The sequence below is a fragment of the Streptomyces sp. NPDC017529 genome (assembly GCF_044329785.1).
Lineage (GTDB): Bacteria > Actinomycetota > Actinomycetes > Streptomycetales > Streptomycetaceae > Streptomyces.
Genome location: NZ_JBIRJY010000023.1, coordinates 1 through 18966, shown reverse-complemented (window position 1 = coordinate 18966; position 18966 = coordinate 1). Strand labels below are relative to the sequence as shown.

The following is an 18966-nucleotide window of genomic DNA, read 5'->3' as shown; positions in this document are numbered from 1 at the left end:
GTCCATGGCCGCACATGCCGGACCGTTTGCGCACCCCGCTCTGTTCTACCGCGATGACCAGCAGTATGTGGCGGGCACGGTGCCGTTCATCCTCGGCGGCCTGCAGGCCGGTGAGCCGGTGGCGGTTGCCGTCCCCGGTGCCCGGCTGGCACTGCTCAAGAGGGAACTGGGCCGGCATGCCGCTGCGGTGCGCTTCATCGACATGACGCAGGCCGGGCGCAACCCGGGCCGCATCATCCCGGGGGTGCTGCGGGCTTTCGCCGATGCCTGGCCGAACGGGCGGGTCCGGATCATCGGTGAGCCGATCTGGCCGGGCCGCTCGGCTGCCGAGTACCCGGCCTGCGCCCAGCACGAAGCACTGATCAACGCGGCGTTCCGCGGTCGCCCGGTCACCATCCTGTGCCCATACGACGCGGCCCGCCTCGATGCCACCGTGCTCGCCGACGCCTGTGCCACCCACCCCCACGTCATCGACCAGGATCACCAGCGGGCCAGCCCCGCCTATGACCCCGACGCCGTCATCACCCGCTACAACGAACCGCTTACGCCCCCGCACGGCGTCGTGGCGACCGCGTTCACCGCGCACGAGCTGCCCGCGGTGCGAAATGCCGCGGTTCGGCGCGCGGAGGAACTGGGGGTGGACGCAGCGCGGTTGGAGGATGTGGCGCTGGCGGTGGCCGAACTGACCACCAACAGTGTCGTGCACGGCGGCGATTCGGGAACACTGCGGGTCTGGGGCGAGGACCGCCAGGTGGTGTGCGAGGTGCGCGACCGCGGACAACTGGATGACCAACTGGCCGGACGGCGCCCCGCGGACCGGGCGCAGCCCGGCGGGCGCGGGCTGCTGCTGGTCCACCTGGTCGCCGACCTCGTCCGGTTGCACACCGGTGAGCAGGGCACCACCGTGCGCTGCTACTTCGCCTGTTAGTCGCCGCTGTGCGAGGCGCCGGGCGCGGCGGACAGCGCCGCGTCGATGTCGGGGTAGACGGGGATGAAGTGGTGCAGCCCGATCTGGTGCAGGGCCCGTCCGACGCGGTCGGGGGCGCCGGCCAGGGCCAGAGTGCCGTGGTGCAGCCTGGCCTCGCGCATCAGGCCGATCAGGGCACTGATTCCGGAGGAGTCGCAGAAGGTGACTGCGGAGAAGTCCAGGAGCAGGCACCCGGGACCGTTCACGAGCAGCTGGTGGCCCTGGGTGTAGAGGGTGTCGGCGCTGGTGAAGTCGATGTCGCCGGCGACGGCGGCCACCGTCCAGTCGCCCACCTGGCGCATGCTGCGCACCGTCAGGTCCGTATCAGCCATGTGCCTGCCCTTCGCTGCTGAACTCCGCTTGCCGGGGGCCCGGCACGCCCCTGGCGTTGTCGCTGGGTCCGGCGGTCGGCACGGCCAGTGCCACCACGGCGACGTCGTCGCATACCGCGGAGCCCAGGTCGTTGAGCAGCGCGGTGATCGCCTCGGTCAGTGCGGCTGCACCGCGCCCGGTGTGTGCGGCGAGGAATCCTGCCAGGCCGTCCTCGCCGAACAGGCTTCCGTCGGCGGCGCGGGCCTCGGTCAGCCCGTCGGTGTACAGCAGCAGCGCATCGCCAGGCCCCAGGCGGGCGCCGCGCTCGGCGAAGGTGGCCTCCGCCAGCGCCCCGACGAGCATGCCGCCCGCCGGGCGGACACTTTCGACTGCGCCACCGGCCCGCAGCAGGTAGGCGCACGGATGCCCGCCGCTGCCGAGAACCAGGCCGAAACCCCGCTCGGCCTCCGGCCCGCTCGCGGGTTCGCGCTCCAGCAGGCCGTACATCGCGGTGCAGAAGCCCGGCCGGCCTTCCGCGGGCGCCGACAGCAGAATCCGGTTCAAGGCGCTCAGTACGGCCACGGGAGCTGGATCGTGCAGTGCCTGGGCGCGCACCGTGTAACGGATCAGCGCGGTCAGCGACGCTGCCTCGGCGCCCTTGCCGCACACATCCCCCATCACGAACGCCCACCGGCCACCGGGCAGGGCGAACACGTCGTAGAAGTCGCCGCCGATCTGCCGGGGGCCGACGGTGCGCAGGTGGCTGGCCAGTTCCAGCCCGGGCACGGCAGGCATCTGCGGCGGGGCGAGCATGCGTTGCAGTGTCGCGGCCAGCAGCTCGCTTTCGGCCGATTCCGCCTCGGCCCGTTTTCGACGGCGGCGCTCGGCGTGCACCGTCGACACCGCGCGGTGGCGTTCCTCCAGCTCGTCCATGACCACGGCGGCCAGGTCCTGCAGTGCCGCCAGCTGCTCGGCGTCGGCGTGGCGGGGGCGGGTGTCCCATACGTCCACGGTGCCCAGCCGGTAGCCCTCGTGCGTGATCAGCGGGGCCGCGGCGTAGAACCGCACGCCCGGCGGTCCGGTCACCAGGGGATGGACGGACGCCGCCGGATCACACCGCGTGTCGGACACGACGTAGGGGCCCTCGGTCAGCAGTGCCATATCCGCCAGGCCCGGGCTCCGCGGGACCTGAGTGATCCCTTCCAGGCCGCGGGATGCCTTGAACCACATACGGTGCGCGTCGACGATCGTCACGGTGGCGATGGGCGTGTCGAACCAGCGGGCCGCCAGGGAGGCGATGCGGTCGAAGGACGGCTCGGCGGGGGTGTCGATGATCCCGTAGCGGGCCACCGCGGCCAGCCGGTCTCTTTCCCCGACAACGGTGCTCATACTGCCCTCCCGTCCGGCCGGGCGGGAGGGCCTGGCAGCTCGCGCCCACCCCCTGGTCACTGCCCGTCACGGCGGCACAGGGTCCGGTAGAAAGCCGCGGCAGGCCGCGTCCGCCACCGGGCGTCCGCCCGCACAAGGACGTGACTCCACTGGGTCTGTGGACATCAGCGTGAGCGTAGCGGAACGCGGAGAGGCGAGGACAAAGGCGCGGGCTTCCCCTTCGTTCGTGTGAACAGGGCGGCCTACGGGATTGGGTCGCGGCAAGGCCGCATACCGGGGCTCCGCGTCACGGTCAGTGGGAGGGGCGGAACGTGCGCGTCGCTGGGCCAGGACAGTGAAGGCGCCGTTCAGTGCTGCTTGCGGCGGCGTGCAGGCCACCGGTCGATCCGCTTGACCCTGCGCCCCCGGCGAGTGACCGCACACCGCGGTCGGCCATGCCACCCGTCGTGGGTGATGACTCTTACCTACTCCCGGCAAACCTCGCAGCCCTCTGCCCACGTCAGGTCGGCGCGGGGGGCGGTGCTGGGCGCGCGGTCGCCGCCGCGATCCTTGGGTGGTGGCCAGCCATGGATGATCGAGCGGTGACCCCGATGAGTTCCTCATCCACGCATGCGGGTGTCCTCCGGCCACGGCAAACCCACGCTGAGCTGCCGTTGCCCGAGCGGTCAGGACGCGGGAGCGGTCCAGCAGCAGATCGACGGTGTGCCGGATGTGTTCGTCAAGGATCTCTTCATCCAGGGAGCGAACGGCGGCACGGGCCACCAGCACGCTCGGGGTGGCCCGTTCGACAACGTGGCGGACGAAACCAGAGGGCGCCCTGCCGTCGGCGGCGGCGCTGGCAGCCGCAATGGCCCCGCACGACTCGTGGCCGAGCACGACAACGAGCGGGGCGTCGAGCACGCTCACGCCGTACCCCAAGGAACGACATCACCGTCCCCGCCACCGTGTCACACGAAGACCATGCTGCGAGGACTCGTTAGGCCCGGCTCGAGCGCAGTTACTATCCGCCATGCCGCCAATGCGTCGCGAACCTGCGGAGTTTCGGAGGCGCCCACCAGTTGGCCCGCCCCAGCAGACGCATCAAAGCCGGCACCAGTAGGGCGCGCACCAAGGTCGCATCCAGGACGACGGCAAGGGCCAGGCCGATCCCCAGCATCTTCAGGCTGGACACTCCCGAGGTCGCCAGAGCGACCAGCACCGCGGCGAACAGTGCGGCAGCAGCTGTGATCAAGCGCCCGGTGCGTTGCAGGCCCCGGGCAACGGCGAGGTTGTTTTCACCCGTGAGGGCATGTTCCTCGCTTATACGGGAGAGCAAGAACACTTCGTAGTCCATGGACAAGCCGAAGGCCACGCAGAAGATGAGAATCGGCATACCGACATCAACGTATCCAGTGGTGTTGAAGTCGCCTACAAGCCACTGGAGGTGGCCTTCCTGGAAGATGAACACCAGAGAACCGAACGTAGCCGTCAGTGACAGAAGGTTGAGCACTATGGCTTTGATGGGGATTAGCACACTGCCAGTGAAGAGGAACAGGAGAACCAGCGTTGTTCCCCCGATAATGGCCAGAGCCCAGGGCATACGGCCCAGGAGTTCGTCGGTGGTGTCCACGAGCCGTGCAGATTCGCCGCCCACGAGGGCCGGTGCAGGTGCGGGCAATGCGCGCAATTGTTTCACCAGGCTGGTGCCCATGCTCGAATACGGTTCGACATCGGTGTCGACCTGCAGACGGGTCCCGGCAGCCGACATGAACCGGCCGTCCGCCACGGGCTGCTGTTCCTGCCCCTGCGGAATGCGGCGCTGCGCGTCCGGATGCGGCGTGCCCGATCCTCCCTCCAACCCGGCGACACGACGTCCCTCGCTGTACACCCCTTGCGACGCAATGACCTGCCGGATTCCCGGCACAGCTGACACCCGGGCGGCGTATGTGCCGAGACGGGAATCCCGGCCGGACGCGGGGGTTTTGTACCCGACCAGCACCACGTTGACCGGAGAGGTGGCTGCTTCCGAGAAGTCCGCGCGCAGTCTTTCGCTCGCGGTGTGAACGGCGTGCCCAGCCGGCAACGCCCGGTCGTCGTCCAGACCGACCTCCGCCCGAATGAATGGCGCGGCAAGGAACACGAGGAAGGACACCACGGCCACCGCGATGACGGCAGGCCGCCGCATCACCGCCAGCGTGAGCCGGTGCCAGAAGCCGCGGTCGAGTCGCGTAGGGGGGCGGCTGCGGTGCCACCGGGACAGCGGGTCCAGGCGGGTCACCCACGTACCTGCCACCGCCAGCGTTGCCGGCAGGACGGTAGTGGCCACTACTGCGGCGATCAGCGTGACGATGATTCCCGCGTATGCCAGGGAACGCATCGAGGGAAAGACGAGTGGCGCGGCGAAGGCGAAGGCGACGGTGAGCGCGGAGAACCATACGGTGCGTCCGGCGGTGCGTACGGCGGTGCGCACCGCCGACGGAACGCCGTCCCCGAGCGCGAGTTGTTCCCGGAAGCGAGTCGTGATGAAGAGGCTGTAGTCGATGGCCAGCCCGAGTCCGACGGCCGTGACCAGATTCAGGGAGAATACGGAAACATCGAGGAAGCGTGCGATGCCATGGAGTGCGGCCATGCTGCCCAGCACGGTAAGCGCGCCCACCAAAAGCGGCAGTACGGCGGCGACGACGCTGCCGAAGACCAGTATCAGCAGTACGAGCGCGGCCGGTGCCACGATGGCCTCGGCGTGGACCAGGTCCTGCTGCATCTGTACCTTCAGTGCGGCCTCCACCACGGCTTCACCGGTGGCAGCCAGGCGCAGCGGTCCCTCACTGCCACCGGAAATGTCAGGCATGAGCCGCTCGGCGGTGGCGGTCCGGGCCGCATCGTCCCCCCGGAGTCGGACAAGCAGCAGTCCGGTACGGCCGTCCGCCGACCGCAGCTGTGATTGATGCGTGTTCCAATACGAACGGACCTCGGCCACCTCGGGGAGGCGTTCCAGCCGAGCGGTCAGGGCCTGTCCGGCCGCCGTGGAGGCGGCAGCATCGACGCCGGACGTGCTGCTGGCAAGGACCGCCATGTGCGGGTTACCTGCGGAGAACTGCTCGTCCAGCAAGCGGTCGGCCCGCTCGGCCTCGGTCCGTGCCACGAACTGTTCGGCGGTCATCCGGTCCTCGGCACTCAGCGCCGCCGGCACCGCCAACGCGGCCAGTAACACGGCTATCAGCAGAATGAACCGATGTCTGCGAGTGAGGCGTTCGCTTACCCCGGACCGGTCCCGTGGCGCAGTCATTCAGTGTTCTCCGCCGTCTTGTCCGCAGAGGTGTAAAACTGGATCAGTGCTTCACCCACGGTTTCGGGCGCAGCGTAACCGAGGAAGTGTTCCCCTTCTGGAAGCAGGACGAACTCGCACCGCGGTCCCAGGATGTGGGCCATGGCCCGCGCCTGCCGGACCTGCACCAGGGTGTCCTGGCCGCCAGCGACCATGAGCGTAGGGAAGGGAACTTCACCCTGGGACGAGTCATGCTCCAGCATGAGGGGCAGGATGCTGTGCTTGAAATAGAGGGGAAGTTTGCCGATGCGCCGGGTCTCGGAGTAGACCCAGAGCGGGCTGATGCAGCGGCCACTGAGATAGTGACTGAGGAGCAGCCGTAAGACGATCGCGGGGAAGAGACGCTCGATCGGCCGATGATAGAGCTGCTTGGCCAGGAGATTGAGCGGACCGGGGAAGAAGTATGCGTCTGCCAGCCCCAGGAATGCGGCGGACCGGAAGAGTTCGGGCCGGCGGATGCACGCCGAGTACGCGGCAGCTCCCGCGTCGCTCCATGAAAGAACATGTGCGGGACCCTCGTCCAGGGACTCGGCCACGGCAGTCAGTTCCTCGGCCCGGTCTTCTACGCTCACCCGTTCCGAACGGCTCATGCGCGGCTCGTACACGACGATCTGGTACCGGCTCTCCAGGGCACGGATGTGGGGTGCGTAGACGAAACCGAGCTCGGGGACCGTGCCCACACAAATGACCAGCGGACCGTGACCGAACCGGGCAAGGCGGACCGATGTCCCGTCGTTGAGACGGATGCTCCTGGTCTCTCCTTCGAGCATGTTCCGGTCCCGCTGGACCCGGGCGGCCAGTTCATGTCGCTTTGCTCCGGTCATGTTTTATCGGCTCCTTGAGGTGCGTCGACGAGTTGACGGATGAGGGCCTGCTTGAGCGGGACAGCGTGGTCGAGAGCCTGCAACGCGAGCCTTCTCGCGAGAACGGGGGCAGGGTGGCTGAAGCCGGCGAGGACGGCGCCCACATTGGTCCGACTGATGACGCGCCGTACCTGGGAGCGGCGCTCGAAGGCATACTTCGCGCATGCCTCGTCCAGCGCTGTGAGGCTGTGCTGTCCCTCGATGCACCTGGCCAGCGCCTCGGCGTCCTGGAACGCGAGGTTCATGCCTTGTCCGCCTGTGGGGTGGACACTGTGCGCCGTATCGCCCAGTAGCACCGCGCCCGGTATGGCCCAGCGGTCGGCCAGCAGGCCCCGCAGCCGGTAGGTACGCCCCTCGATGAGCGTCAATGTCTCGTTCCGCAACGGGCGGAGAATCCGGGTGGCATGGTCGGCGAAGCTCGCCCGGGTCGGTCGGCGGTTCCGGTCAGAGGTGCGGAACTGTATGCCGATGCGCAGTTCGTTGCGCGGTAGCGAGACCAGGACGAGGACGCCTTCCTTGTCCAGAACGTAATAACCGCAGCCTTCGTAGGCGTCAAGTGCCGCAACGCGCGCGTTGTAGAAGGATGTGCCGTACTCTCGTATGTCGGCAGGTCCGAAGTGAGCGTCGCGCAGCGCGGATTTGGTACCGGTTGCGATCACTGTCAGCGGAGATCGGTATTCGCCCCGAGCCGTGCGTACTCCCACGATCCGCCCACCGCTCGAACACAGGTCTTGGACCGGTTCCCCGAGGTGCATGGTGACCAGGCCACCTGCCATTGCGGCGTCCCGGAGGCCGAGAACGATGTCCGGATGCCGTAGCGCTGTCAGACGGCGGGATCCTCCGAGTGCCGCTTCCACTTCGACGCCGAGCAGACGGCGACCGTCACCGTCCAGGATGCGGAACCGGCTAAAACTCTTGGGGTCCCTTTTCTTCAGGAACTCCCACGCATTCCACCGTTCCAGTAAGACTCGCGAGCCGGCGTGGATGATATCCCCGCGGTCTATGTCGAGCGGAGATCCCGAACGTTCGAAGACCAGCGAGGGCAGACCGCGCCGGGCGAGAGCCACCGCGGCCGCGATTCCGGCCGCTCCGCCGCCGACGATCAGTAATGGATCTCGCATGCCTCCCCTTTGCCGTATCGCTGGCATCGTTCCGCCACTCCCCTCCCGAAAGCGCCCGGACTCTGCTATCGTCCGGCGAAACATTGCCTCGCGTAAGGACTGACCGATGGCCCGTACGGTCCTGATCTCCGGAGGAAATCGAGGAATCGGTCTGGCAATCGCCAGGAACTTCCAGAAAAACGGTGACAGGGTAGTAGCGACGTTTCGGTCGTCACCGCCTCCGGCGGAGATAACTGGAATCAAGTGCGATGTGACGGACGAGACTCAGGTGAGCCAGGCAGTGAGCGAGGTCGAATCACTGCACGGCCCCGTCGAGGTGCTGGTGGCCAACGCCGGTATCACCCTGGACAAATTGATTCTGCGCATGACCGACGAAGAGTTCGGGGACGTCTTGCAGACGAACCTTACGGGCACCTTCCGGATGGCCAGAGCCGCCAGCAGGGCAATGGCGAAGCACCGCTGGGGACGCATGATCTTCCTTTCCTCGGTTGTCGGCTTCTTCGGCGCTCCGGGTCAGGCCAACTACGCCGCGTCCAAAGCGGGCCTGGTCGGACTGGCCCGCTCGCTGGCCTGGGAACTGGGCGGCCGCGGCGTGACGGTCAACGTCGTGGCTCCCGGGCTCATCAGCACGGACATGACGGCGGGCCTGGCCCCCGAACGCCGAGACCTGCTGGTGGGCATCACTCCCCTCGGGCGTATGGGAACACCTGATGACGTCGCGCACGCCGTCCGGTTTCTGGCCTCCGAAGAGGCGCGGTTCATCACCGGAGCAGTGCTGCCCGTCAGCGGCGGGCTCGCCATGGGGTATTGAACTCATACCTCTATGGCAGCGGCCCCACAGGAGAACCCCAGCCCGAATGTGAGCAGCAGGACCCGCGTCCCCGGAGTCAGCCGGCCCTCATCTCGGGCAATGGACAGGTTGACCAGCAAGCTGGCCGGCCCCATGTTCCCGAGCCGCCGCCCGGGCAGCGGCATGACGTCGAGGTTGAGCCCGAGCCGCTTGGAACCCATTTCCAGCATCTTGGTATTGGGCTGGTGGATGACGATCAATTCGATGTCGTCGTTCTTCCACTCGGCCTGCTCCAAAGTGGCACTTATCACTCCGGGAAGAGAGCGCAGAGCCTGCCGGTAGAGCGACTGTCCCCGCATCTCGTAGAAACCGGTCGAGAGGTCGACACCGATTTCCGTCTTCCGCGCCTGCCGGACTTCGACTTCCCCCATCTGCCAGTGCTCGGTGTGCGATTCCCAGTGGAGGCCACGCAGCAGGATTTCCTGTGCTTGCTCCGCCTCACGGGTGAGAACCATAGCGCCGGCGCCGGCACCGAAGAGACCCGCAGTGTCCGGGTCCTTGTGGTTGATGTAGGTCAAGAAGTCGACTGCGGCGGAGATGATGACACGCTCACAGCGATGGGACTGCAGCATCAGCGTGGCGATCTCCAGTGCGGCTATGGGCTCCGCGCACACACCGTCCAGGCCGATGACCCGTACATCATCCAGTCCCAGGTTGCCCGCGAGCACAACACCGGCCGGCGGGGTGAGGTGGGTGAACCCGTTCTGGATGTGCATCAGGACGGTCTCCCGGCCCAGCTGCGCCGGATCGATCGACGCGTCCTCACACGCCCTGGTGACTGCGGCGATACCGAGAGACAGGACGTCTTCGCCAGGGGCGCAGATCCGGCGTTGTTCGATGCCTGTCCGTTCCACGAACCAGTCGGCCGGTAACCCTATAGATTTGGCCAGATCCCGATTGTCGATCACTGTCGAGCCGAGAGCATGACCAATTCCTGCTAGACCGAGGCCCATGTCCATGATTCCCCCATTTTGCACTGGCTCCTCAGTCGTTCCGGTCACCCACCCCGTAACGACCCTGCACAGGCGTACCAGTTTGCTGGCCCGTCGGCGGCCCGTCTTGTAGAAAACCGAAGTGCGCAGGAAGGACCATGCTGGTGACCTGATTCGGGATTCGATCGGGAACCTTCTCGGGCCATCCGGCAGAGCGCATAAACAAGAGCTCCCTGATGGTCAAGCCAACCATATTCTTGATCTCGTGGCACATATGCGACTGATCATGAAAACCGGTCGCCACGGCGACCTGCCCTGCCGGGTGGCCGTGGTCGAGCAGTCGCAGGGTCCGTTGCAAGCGCAGCACACGGGCCATCACCTTCGGCGACAGCCCCACCTGGCGACGGAACTGCCCCTCCAGGTGGCGCAGACTCCAGCCAACCTCAGCGGCCACCTGAGCCGTCGGCAGTGTGCCGTGCGAACGCCGGAGCATGGTCCAGGCGCCATCGACCTGCCGAGACCAGGAATCCCCTGTAGCCACCCGGACGGTGAACTCCTCGTCCAGCACGCTGAAACGCTTGCCCCAGGTCGACTCATGAGCGAGTCGGCTGAGCAAGGATTCGGTCCCGGTGCCGAAGAGATCGCTCAACCTGACAGCACGGTCGGCCAACTCGTGCAGGTCGATGCCGAACGCGGTGAAGGCCCCACGCGGGGTCATGAGCACCTCGACCCCCCGAATGTGTCCCGCGTGCGAGTGCATCCATGCTTCGCTGCGCATTCCGCTGACAGTCGCCCCGGCGGTGCACAGGATTCCCGCAGGCCGCACGGCATTCCGCAGACGCAGCTCACCACCGAGTCCCAGCATCACCGACACCGCCCCGTCAGGGACTTCCAGCCGCGTCCGGGCTTTGGCCAACTCCACCCGAAATCCGCGGTAGCACAGCACGTCCTTGCGCAGATGCTGCGCTGGCGGCCGGCACACCACCTCGTAGGTTCCTGCTTTTCCCCAGCACCGAGTGACAGAGCCCATAGCCATGGAACGATCCCCACTACGAGAGCACGAAGTCCGTCAGTGCCCGGTCCTGCGGCAAGTCCCGCGCACGTACTGCAGAGCATGGGACAACAGCAGCTCGCGGGTCCAAGGGCAACTGGAGGTTCCGGACAGCTGGGGCGCAAGTGAGGGTCGCCGGTTTGCGGAGCATGACCTGACGTCCGTGACCGGCGGGGCGGTGGCGTCAACAATGTAGCTGCTGTGGACGTTGGAGCCTTCGTGTCGGCAGGGCGTACGTCCGTTCCGGCCCCAGCGAACAAGAAGCGCCAGGAACATGCGCGGAACCAGCCCCGCCGCCCGCAGGCGCGATGAGCCGTACGCGCAGCCGTTTCGCGCGCCATCCGGCGGGCTGCCCCGCCGACGGGCATCGGGGCGCAGTGCATCGTTGGCCGGGGACGTGGAGTTGGCCGATCCCGCCGACCTGCCGCTCGGGGTGACCGACGGCGAACGCGGCACCGTGTTCGTGATCCTCCGGCCCGACTATGCGCGCCTTGTGCTCGACGAGCCGGCCCCGCCCGCCGACCGTGACAAGCCGGTGGCCCTGGCGTACTTCCAGCAGGTACTCGACCAGGCGCTCGGCGGGGTGAAACTCCGCAACCCGCGCTGGCTGACCTGGTTCTCGGACGCGGCCAGGCAGGCGGACCGCTACGTCGCAGGCCGGGCCGTGCTGGCCGGGGACGCCACTCACATCCACCCGCCGGCCGGGCGCTGGACAGCTGCCACCAGGAGCGTAACGAGGCCGGAGCACGCGTGCTGCACACCATCCGTGCACTGCCTGGTCCACCTGGTTCGGCGCCCCGGCGTTTCCAGTGGAAGCGCCTGATGCGGCTTCTACAGTAGGCGACAGCCGACGCTTGGCGGCCGACGCCTCGGATGGGCGCTTGGGCGGTGTCCTGGGCGGCGAGACGGGTATCTCCCGGTCACGGGGCCGGTACATGAAGCCGGAACGTCCCGGTACATGAAGCCGGAACGTCCCGATACATGAAGCCGGATCGCCCCGGGCGGGCCGGGAGAGGAACCGAGGTCGACGATGAAGCCGACACAGTGAACCGAGATCAGTCCGCGCGCGACATGGCTGCTCGAATCAGACACCTGGCGCAGCATGAGCCCGGGCGCTTGGGCCTGCCCGAGCAGACACCAGATCCTTCATCACGCAACGCCAGCGTCCGGCTGCTGGGACAGGGGGAGAGCTACACCGCCTGGCGCCTCGACACCGACGGAAGTCCGTCCCTGGTCATCCGGGTCACCCGCCGGGCTCCGGAGGACCTGCCCCGGCCGATCAGCCAGGAGTTCGCCGCCCTCCCTCTCCTGCCCGACGGCATCGGCCCCTCGGCCGTGCTCCTGGAACAGGCACGCGACAACCCTCTGGGGTCGCCCTACATGGTGTGCGGGTACGTTTCCGGCCGGGTGCTCCAGCCCGCCCAGTGGAACGACGGCCTTCTGGCCGCACACGCCCGCCAGATGAGCAGGCTCCACGCCCGGGGCTTCGACCGGTGCGGCAGCGTCGGCGCACTGGCGGACGAACAGGACACGCACCTGTCATTGACCCGTATGTTCACCACCGGCCTCACCTGGTGGAGCGAGACCTTCCCCCACGTGGTCGACGATCCGGAGGTCAGCCGACTGCTTCCCCGCGTGGAAGCCTTCGTGGCGGCCGCGGAACCCGCCTTCCGGCGCCTGGAGCGGTTCACCCTTATCCACGGTGACCTCGTGGTTCCCAACATCCTGGTCGACGACACCGGCACGCCGCGTTACGTGGACTGGGAATGGGCCGAGATCGGCGACCCGGCGCAGGACCTGGCGTACATCGGTGGCTACGTACCGGCTCCGCCGTGGTACCTGCCGCTGGACCGTACGAGAATCCGTCGGCTGCTGGAGACCTACCTGCAACATGCCCCCGACACCTGCGACGAGACGCCGGAAAGCCTCGCCGCACGCCGCGACGCGTGGGAGGTGTACGAGCGGTTCTTCTCCTCCCTGCACTTCCGCACCCGGCGCAACAGCCCCGAGGACCTGCAGGCCGGTCTGTACACCCGTGCGGTCGCTCAGCTCACGTCCGGCCTCCACCACCGCCTCACCCCGTCGTGATCCAGCCCTCGGAACCGCCCGCCTGGCCGTATCTCCGCAGCCACCGTCAGGAGCCGCTACAGCCTGCAACTCGTGCCGGAGAGCGGGAGCCGGGCGGGCGCGCTCGCCGAGGGACGGCCCGTGGCTCAGACTGGTCTGCGGCGACGGCGGGTGTCGGGGAGCCCGGTGCGGCCTGCCTCGTCCGAGGGCAGCGCCGGACACGGCGCGAGCGGCGGCGCCCCGGCTGTGTCTTGGCCCGGTCGGCCGCGGGCGGGTGTCGTCGACGGCGGCGAACGGCCGGACGTGGTGGTGCGGGGCGAACTCGATCTGGACGCTCGCGGAGTGGTCGTCCGGCTTGAGGGTTTCGTGTCCCTCGCATGAGCCATGACCCGCAAGGGCCTTGCCTGTGAATGGCCTGTGCTATTCGGAACAGGTGAGGATTCGCTGGACCATAGGTCGCCCTCGGCAGCACCTTTTCACAGCGATTCCAGCAAGCGGCTCCACGACAGCTGTCCAGGTGGGTGCGCCGAACGGTCGGGCAGGAGTCGATTGCCTTGGCCGTGTCCAGTAGTTGATTCTGCGGTGGGGCAGGAAGTTCCCGCACGTCCCACCGAGCCGAGCACGAGGCCCCAGCCGCGCCCCAGCCTCTCCGCATCGTCAACTACGGGCTCGCCGTGGGGCTGGGCTCCCAGTTCACCGCCCGCCGCTTCACCTCCCACCCAGACTCCCTCGGATCCCTGCCACCCTTCATCCGCCGCACCCTTCGGGCGTAGGACGCATCGGCGTGCCTGCGCGACACGCTCACGGTTGTCGGCGAACGCCGCACGCCACGCCCTGCAGACGCTCACGCCTGGCTCGGCCTCGCGCGCACGGAATACTTCATCCTGTGCACCGTCACCGACTCAGCCCGCGTCTCCCCGCCCAGCACCAGCCCCAAGGCGCAATAGCGGCCGGCCTGCTGGACACGGAGGACGCCGCGGTCGACGGCTCGCACGTCCGGGCCCTGAAAGGGGGGCTCACACCGGACCTTCGCCGGTCGACCGTGGCCGCCTCGGCAGCAAGCACCACCTGATCACCGACCGGCACGGGATACCCCTTGCGGTGTCGCTGACCAGCGGAAACCGTCACGACGTCACCCAGCTCATGCCCCTGCTGGACGCGATTGCCCGCATCCGCGGTCTGGTGGGCCGGCCACGTCACCGCCCACGACGGCTGTTCGCCGACCGCGGCTACGACTACGACAAGTACCGTCGGCTCCTGCGCACTCGCGGCATCACGCCGAAGGTCGCCCACGCAGGCACCGCCCACGGATCCGGCCTGGGCAAGACCCGGTGGGTCGTCGAGCGCACCTTCGCCTGGCTCCACCAGTTCAAACGCTTGCGGACCCGCTACGAGATACGTGCCGACCTCCACCTCGGGCTGCTCCAACTTGCCTGCAGCATCATCTGCGCCCATATCTGGGCCGACGGCCGCCTGTCCGGCGAGGACTTCCACTGCTGGCACACCTGGGGCAGCAGGACGTACACGCTCATCCCCTATGACCACGCCGCCAAGTCCTACAGCTCCTACAGCACCTCCAAGCTGTTCGCCGCCGTATATCCCGAGGCCATCGCACTGGCACCGCTGATCGCCTCCCCCTACTGGCGTCAGATGGCCTGCGGCAGTACCACCGAGCAGGCCCGGTACTTCACCGAAGTCAGCAAGCGCGTCACCTATCCCTAGAACGACCCCGGTTGTGGGGACGCCGTCGCGCACTGGGCCATCGCGGACTCCTGGCGCCCGCCCTCGAAGCCGCTGACGACGTACACCCCCGGCCGGGTCGGCGGCAAGATGTCGCCCCTCTACGCCAGCCGCGTCGCACGGCACAACAACAGCGTGAAGTGGTTCAGCCGCATCAACCGGAACCAGGGCCACACGCTCCTGTTCCACAACCACCTCAAGCCCGTCCTCCTGCGCGAGCGGACACCGCAGTACGTGAAGTGGGAAGGCGCCGTCTGGCACAGCAGCCGCACCGACGACCTCATGAGAGAAGAGGTCGCACGACGGCGCAAGGAACTCCAAGGCGGAGCCGCACGTCTGCGACGCCAGCGGACTGCACGAGTTGCTGGAGTAGGCGGTGGACATGCCCGCGCTGGGGTGGTCGGCGCGGGAGAAGAGCAGGCGGATGAGGGAGGCGATGTCCGTGAGGGTGCCCACCGTGGAGCGGGAACCGCCGCCCAGGGGTTTCTGGTCGACCACGATCGCAGGTGCGAGGTCTTCGATCGCGTCCGCTTCGGGCTTTTCGTATGTGGGCAGGAGGTTGCGGACGAAGTAGGGGAAGGTATCGCTCAGTTGCCGCCGGGACTCGGCCGCGATGGTGTCGAAGACCAGCGAGGTCCTCCCCGAGCCGGAGACGCCGGTGATGACGATCTCACCGTGCGGGGACGTGCTGTTCACGGCGGTTCTCCTGGGCGGGGTACGGCGTGTGGCGAGAGACGGTGGCAGGGCCCCGGAGGGGCAGTACCGGTTTGCGCTCGCCCGGGGACTCTGGGGGGTGAGAGCGGGTGACGGAGGCCCGCGCAGGTGCGTGCGGGGCGGGGTGATCAGCGGATGATCTTGACGCCGAAACGGCCGCGCAGGGCCAGGCCGATGGCGGTGTGCAGGTGGGCGTACATCTCCATGCCGCGGGCGGCGGGCAGGGGGCCGAGGTCGATGATGTCGTGCCAGCCGTAGGACCGCAGCAGCTCGGCGGCGGTGTCCTTGGCGTCGGTGTGGTCGCCGGCCAGCAGGGTGGTGTGGTCGCCGTCGGCGAACTGTTCGGGATGGGTGACGGTTTCCTGTTCCTGGGTGACGAAGGCTTTGACGACCTTGGAGGCGGGCAGGGCGCGTTGGATCTGTTCGGCCAGGCTGTCGGTGTCCGCCGCTTCCAGGCGTGGCATGACGCTCCAGGGGGTGGGCCAGGGGCGGTCGGCCTCGTCGGGCTGTTGGTAGCGGTAGGGGACGGCGTAGTCGATGAGGGTCTTGCCGGCCAGGGCGGTGGAGGGGAGGGCGGCCAGGGTCTGTACGGCGTGGGCGCCGTCGATGCCGTTGATGACCAGGTCTGCGCCCTGGGCCGCCTCGGCGAAGGTGTGCAGCGGGATGCCGGGGTGGGCGCTCTGGAAGTCCTGGTAGGGCGGTGTGCCCATCATGTCCGGTTCGTACGGGCCAGGGTGGCTTCGGTATTGCGGGTGCCGACGGTGACCTGGTGGCCGAGTTCGCTCAGGCGGGTGGTGTGGCAGCGGGCGTCGGCGCCGGTGCCGAGAACAGCGATCTTCATGGCGGGTCTCCTTATGCCGCAGGTACGCGGCGGGGGCGCGTGGTGAGCGTGTTGATGCGGTCGACCTCGTCCGGGGTGAGCCGCAGGTCGGCGGCCTGGAGGTTGCTGGTGATGCGGTCGGGGTGGGCGGATTTGGGGATGACGGCAACGCGGTGGGCCAAGTGCCAGGCGATGACGACCTGCGCGGGGCTCGCGCTGTGAGTGTCGGCGATCTGGGCCAGGACGGGGTGGTCCAAGCCGGTTTTGCGCAGTGGGCTGTGGCCTTCGAGGACCACGCCGCGCTGCCGGTGGGCGGCCAGCAAGTCCGGGTCGTAGCGGGTGGGGTTGAAGCGGACCTGATTGACCTGCGGCATCTGCCCGGTGGCCTGGGCGAGCGCATCGAGCTGGGCGGGGCTGTGGTTGCTCACCCCCACGGCCCCGGCCAGGCCTTGCTCGGCGGCGGCCAGGAACGCGTCCCAGACCGCGACGTGCTCGCCCGCGTTCTTCAGGGGGTAGTGCATCAGCCACAGGTCCACCTGGTCCACGCCGAGCCGGTCCAGGCTGCGGGCCAGGGTGGCGTGTTCCTTGCCCGGGTGTGCTGGGCGAACTTCGTGGTCACGAACACCTCGCCGCGCGGGATGCCACTGTCGGCCAGCGCCTGCCCGACGGCTTCCTCGTTGCCGTACAGCTGGGCGGTGTCCACGTGCCGGTAGCCGGCGCGGAGCGCGTGCAGGACGGCCCGGTAGGCGTCCTCGCCTCTCATTTGCAAGGTGCCGAACCCGAGCAGCGGCATGGCGGCACCCGAGGGCAGCGTGGTGGTAGGAGGCTTCATCGGCAGGGGTGCCTTCCGGATTGCGGTACGGGCCGGGTGCGCCATGGGCCGCCCCCGGGGCCCGCCGGAGCGGGTCACGGGAAGAGCGGGGCTCAGCGCGGGTTGTTGACCTTGTGGTCGAGGTCGAGGGTGAGCTGGAGGGCGTCCAGCACACTCGCGGGGGCGATCTGGTTGTCTGCTTCGCCGCGCACCACGTCCAGGACGTGGCCGATCATGGCGGTGTACTGGTCGGCGTCCGGCAGCTGGAGCTCGTGCGCGCCCTCGGCGGTGTAGGCGGTGACGGTGCCGGAGGGTTTGCCGTCGAAGCCCATCGTGGACGTGGCGTCCAGTACGCCGTGCTCGAAGGCGGCGGTGTAGCCGCCGCGGGCTCCCCACGCCTGGGGCATCAGCGAGGAGATCGAGCTGCGGGCCGTCGCGCCGTCGAAGCGGAAGGCTGCGTCGATGGCCCCGGAGTCCTCGCCGCGCGCCACGGTGGTGACGGTGGTGGCCTGGGGCAGGCCGAGGGTGCGGGTGATGATGTCCATGTCGCTGTGCATGGCCTCCAACGGCAGCACCTTCAGCCCCAGCGAGGCGCCCGGCCACAGGTGCGCTGTCAGGTTCCACAGCGTCAGCTGCTCCAGGCGCCCGTAGGTGCCCTGGTTCACCGTGTCGAACAGGGCCTGGTTCGCCGGGATGAATCGCTCGAACATGTCGACGAACACGTGCTTGTCGCTGCGGGCGGCGGCCTCGGCCACCCGTTTGGCGCCCTCGATGTCGTCGGCCAGCGGCAGTTCGACCAGCGCGTGCTTGCCCGCCTTGAGGGCGCGCAGTACGAACTCGGCGTGCAGCCGGATGGGCAGGCAGATGTCCACCAGGTCGAAGGAGCCGTCCTCGAACGCGGCGTCCATATCGGTCGAGGAGGCGAACCCGAACTGGCCTGCGGCCTTCGCGGCCTTGGCCGCGTCCCGGCCGAACATCACCACCTCCACATCACCGCGCGCGGCGTAGACAGCGGCGTGCGCCTGCCCGAAACCGGTCCCCAACAGTGCGATCTTCATTGTTCGTCTCCTTGCAGTGCGTGCGCGGTCGGGGCGTAGGGGATCAGCGGGTCGTGGGCTGGGAGAGGAGGGCGAAGCGATTCCCGCGGGGGTCGCGGATACGGGCGCGGACCGGGCCGCCGGGCGCGGAGCCCGGCTGCTGCTCCACTCGTCCGCCGTCTTCCTGCGCGGCTGCGGCGGTGGCGGCGACGTCGGTGACCAGGAAGGTGGGCATGACGTAATCCGCCGTGCCACCGTTGTCGCCGCTGTGATCCCACAAGAGGCCGGAGGGGTACTCGGCGCCGGGGCCGAAGACGGCCAGGGTGGGTACGTCACCGATGGTGTCGCCCTTCTCGAACCGCCAGCCGAAGCCCTGGGTGTAGAAGGCGGTGGTGGCCTTCACGTCGGTGGTGCCGATCTCGAAGCCGGTCATCGTCCCGGGCTTCGGGGTGAAGGCGGCCTGCTGCATGTATTCCTCGGTCCCGGCGATGCGCTCCTCGAACCGCTGGGAGGTGGACTGGGAGAAGAGGGAGAACAGGTTGCCGCGCGGGTCCTTCAGCCGTGCGAAGACGGTCACATCCCCTACCGGCGTGGCCGGTACGACGACCGTGGCGCCCAGGTCGGTGAGCTTGTCGACGTCGGCGTGGACGTCGGTGGACAGAATGGAGAGGTTGATGGCCTCGTCGCCGGTGTCGCCCTGCTGGATCGCGCCCATCGGCCACGGAGCGCCGGGGGCGAGGATGCGGGTGTAGGTGCGGCCGTCGATGGAGGAGTCCGGGTCGACTTCGAACGTCCAGCCGAGGAGAGGGCCGTAGAAGTCGGTGACGGGCCGGGGGTCGGTGGTGCCGATCTCGAACCAGACGACCTGGCCGGGAGACATGAAGCTCATGATTGTCCTACCTTTCAAGCGTGGTTGCTCTGGTCATTCGTAAGATCGGAGGGCCCAGGGGCTCTGGGCATGGCTGTCATGGTTTCGACCCAGTTGATG

At 68.2% G+C, this 18966-nt stretch carries 17 protein-coding genes and 3 pseudogenes; 5 read left to right on the top strand and 15 right to left on the bottom strand.

Translation table 11 applies throughout. From position 1 onward, the window contains the following. The first annotated feature begins 4 nt into the window (after positions 1–4). The gene (locus ACH4K4_RS33720) at positions 5–928 is read left to right on the top strand and encodes an anti-sigma factor RsbA family regulatory protein (RefSeq protein ID WP_398172777.1); all 924 of its coding nucleotides are present in this window, start codon (positions 5–7) and stop codon (positions 926–928) included. On the opposite strand, the gene ACH4K4_RS33715 is transcribed toward ACH4K4_RS33720, so the two are convergent. The 6 genes and pseudogenes from ACH4K4_RS33715 to ACH4K4_RS33690 all read right to left on the bottom strand — a co-directional run bounded on the left by ACH4K4_RS33715 (position 925) and on the right by ACH4K4_RS33690 (position 7956). Then, a complete protein-coding gene (locus ACH4K4_RS33715) occupies positions 925–1299 on the bottom strand; it encodes an STAS domain-containing protein (RefSeq protein WP_398172775.1) in 375 nt (124 codons plus the stop codon). The two genes, ACH4K4_RS33720 and ACH4K4_RS33715, sit on opposite strands and share 4 nt — an antisense overlap. Continuing rightward, positions 1292–2668 carry a PP2C family protein-serine/threonine phosphatase gene (locus ACH4K4_RS33710; protein WP_398172773.1) on the bottom strand — a complete coding sequence of 459 codons (1377 nt, stop codon included), beginning with the start codon at positions 2666–2668 and terminating at the stop codon, positions 1292–1294. The genes ACH4K4_RS33715 and ACH4K4_RS33710 overlap by 8 nt, the downstream gene beginning before the upstream one ends. Positions 2669–3310: 642 nt before the next feature. Continuing rightward, positions 3311–3589: pseudogene (locus ACH4K4_RS33705) on the bottom strand (carbonic anhydrase); the annotation flags it as partial. A gap of 79 nt (positions 3590–3668) precedes the next feature. Then, positions 3669–5858, bottom strand: a complete 2190-nt coding sequence (locus ACH4K4_RS33700; RefSeq protein WP_398172771.1) for an MMPL family transporter — start codon at positions 5856–5858, stop codon at positions 3669–3671. A gap of 71 nt (positions 5859–5929) precedes the next feature. Next, positions 5930–6796, bottom strand: a complete 867-nt coding sequence (locus tag ACH4K4_RS33695; RefSeq protein WP_398172769.1) for an alpha/beta fold hydrolase — start codon at positions 6794–6796, stop codon at positions 5930–5932. After that, positions 6793–7956, bottom strand: coding sequence for an FAD-dependent oxidoreductase (locus tag ACH4K4_RS33690; protein WP_398172767.1), 1164 nt, complete (start codon positions 7954–7956; stop codon positions 6793–6795). The genes ACH4K4_RS33695 and ACH4K4_RS33690 overlap by 4 nt, the downstream gene beginning before the upstream one ends. A 106-nt stretch (positions 7957–8062) precedes the next feature. Between ACH4K4_RS33690 and fabG the strand changes: the two genes are divergently transcribed. Further along, a complete protein-coding gene (fabG, locus tag ACH4K4_RS33685; RefSeq protein ID WP_398172765.1) occupies positions 8063–8767 on the top strand; it encodes a 3-oxoacyl-ACP reductase FabG in 705 nt (234 codons plus the stop codon). Between the two features lie 2 nt (positions 8768–8769). Here the strand turns inward: fabG and ACH4K4_RS33680 are convergent, their stop codons facing one another. Next, positions 8770–9765, bottom strand: a complete 996-nt coding sequence (locus tag ACH4K4_RS33680; protein ID WP_398172763.1) for a 3-oxoacyl-ACP synthase III family protein — start codon at positions 9763–9765, stop codon at positions 8770–8772. 25 nt (positions 9766–9790) lie between these two features. Further along, positions 9791–10774 (bottom strand): helix-turn-helix domain-containing protein, encoded by a 984-nt coding sequence (locus ACH4K4_RS33675; protein ID WP_398172761.1) that lies wholly within the window; start codon positions 10772–10774, stop codon positions 9791–9793. 289 nt (positions 10775–11063) lie between these two features. Between ACH4K4_RS33675 and ACH4K4_RS33670 the strand changes: the two genes are divergently transcribed. The 3 genes and pseudogenes from ACH4K4_RS33670 to ACH4K4_RS33660 all read left to right on the top strand — a co-directional run. Beyond that, the gene (locus ACH4K4_RS33670; RefSeq protein WP_398172759.1) at positions 11064–11612 is read left to right on the top strand and encodes an FAD-dependent monooxygenase; all 549 of its coding nucleotides are present in this window, start codon (positions 11064–11066) and stop codon (positions 11610–11612) included. 293 nt (positions 11613–11905) lie between these two features. After that, a complete protein-coding gene (locus ACH4K4_RS33665) occupies positions 11906–12877 on the top strand; it encodes a phosphotransferase family protein (RefSeq protein WP_398172757.1) in 972 nt (323 codons plus the stop codon). A 925-nt stretch (positions 12878–13802) separates the two neighbouring features. Further along, positions 13803–14305: pseudogene (locus tag ACH4K4_RS33660) on the top strand (IS5 family transposase); the annotation flags it as partial. 642 nt (positions 14306–14947) lie between these two features. Here the strand turns inward: ACH4K4_RS33660 and ACH4K4_RS33655 are convergent. The 7 genes and pseudogenes from ACH4K4_RS33655 to ACH4K4_RS33625 all read right to left on the bottom strand — a co-directional run. Next, positions 14948–15292 (bottom strand): annotated as a pseudogene (locus ACH4K4_RS33655) (excinuclease ABC subunit UvrA); the annotation flags it as partial. 146 nt (positions 15293–15438) lie between these two features. Continuing rightward, positions 15439–16023, bottom strand: coding sequence for an NADPH-dependent F420 reductase (locus ACH4K4_RS33650; protein WP_398172755.1), 585 nt, complete (start codon positions 16021–16023; stop codon positions 15439–15441). Continuing rightward, complete coding sequence (locus ACH4K4_RS33645; RefSeq protein WP_398172753.1) at positions 16020–16151, bottom strand: hypothetical protein; 132 nt, start codon at positions 16149–16151, stop codon at positions 16020–16022. Before ACH4K4_RS33645 ends, ACH4K4_RS33650 begins: the two co-directional genes overlap by 4 nt. A gap of 11 nt (positions 16152–16162) precedes the next feature. Beyond that, positions 16163–16675: an aldo/keto reductase gene (locus ACH4K4_RS33640; protein WP_398172751.1), complete on the bottom strand. Its 513-nt coding sequence runs from the start codon at positions 16673–16675 to the stop codon at positions 16163–16165. Continuing rightward, complete coding sequence (locus tag ACH4K4_RS33635) at positions 16651–16962, bottom strand: aldo/keto reductase (protein WP_398172749.1); 312 nt, start codon at positions 16960–16962, stop codon at positions 16651–16653. Before ACH4K4_RS33635 ends, ACH4K4_RS33640 begins: the two co-directional genes overlap by 25 nt. Before the next feature lie 92 nt (positions 16963–17054). Next, positions 17055–17999 carry a Gfo/Idh/MocA family protein gene (locus ACH4K4_RS33630; RefSeq protein ID WP_398172747.1) on the bottom strand — a complete coding sequence of 315 codons (945 nt, stop codon included), beginning with the start codon at positions 17997–17999 and terminating at the stop codon, positions 17055–17057. Positions 18000–18042: 43 nt separating this feature from the next. After that, positions 18043–18867, bottom strand: coding sequence for a VOC family protein (locus tag ACH4K4_RS33625; protein ID WP_398172745.1), 825 nt, complete (start codon positions 18865–18867; stop codon positions 18043–18045). Positions 18868–18966 lie beyond the last annotated feature (99 nt).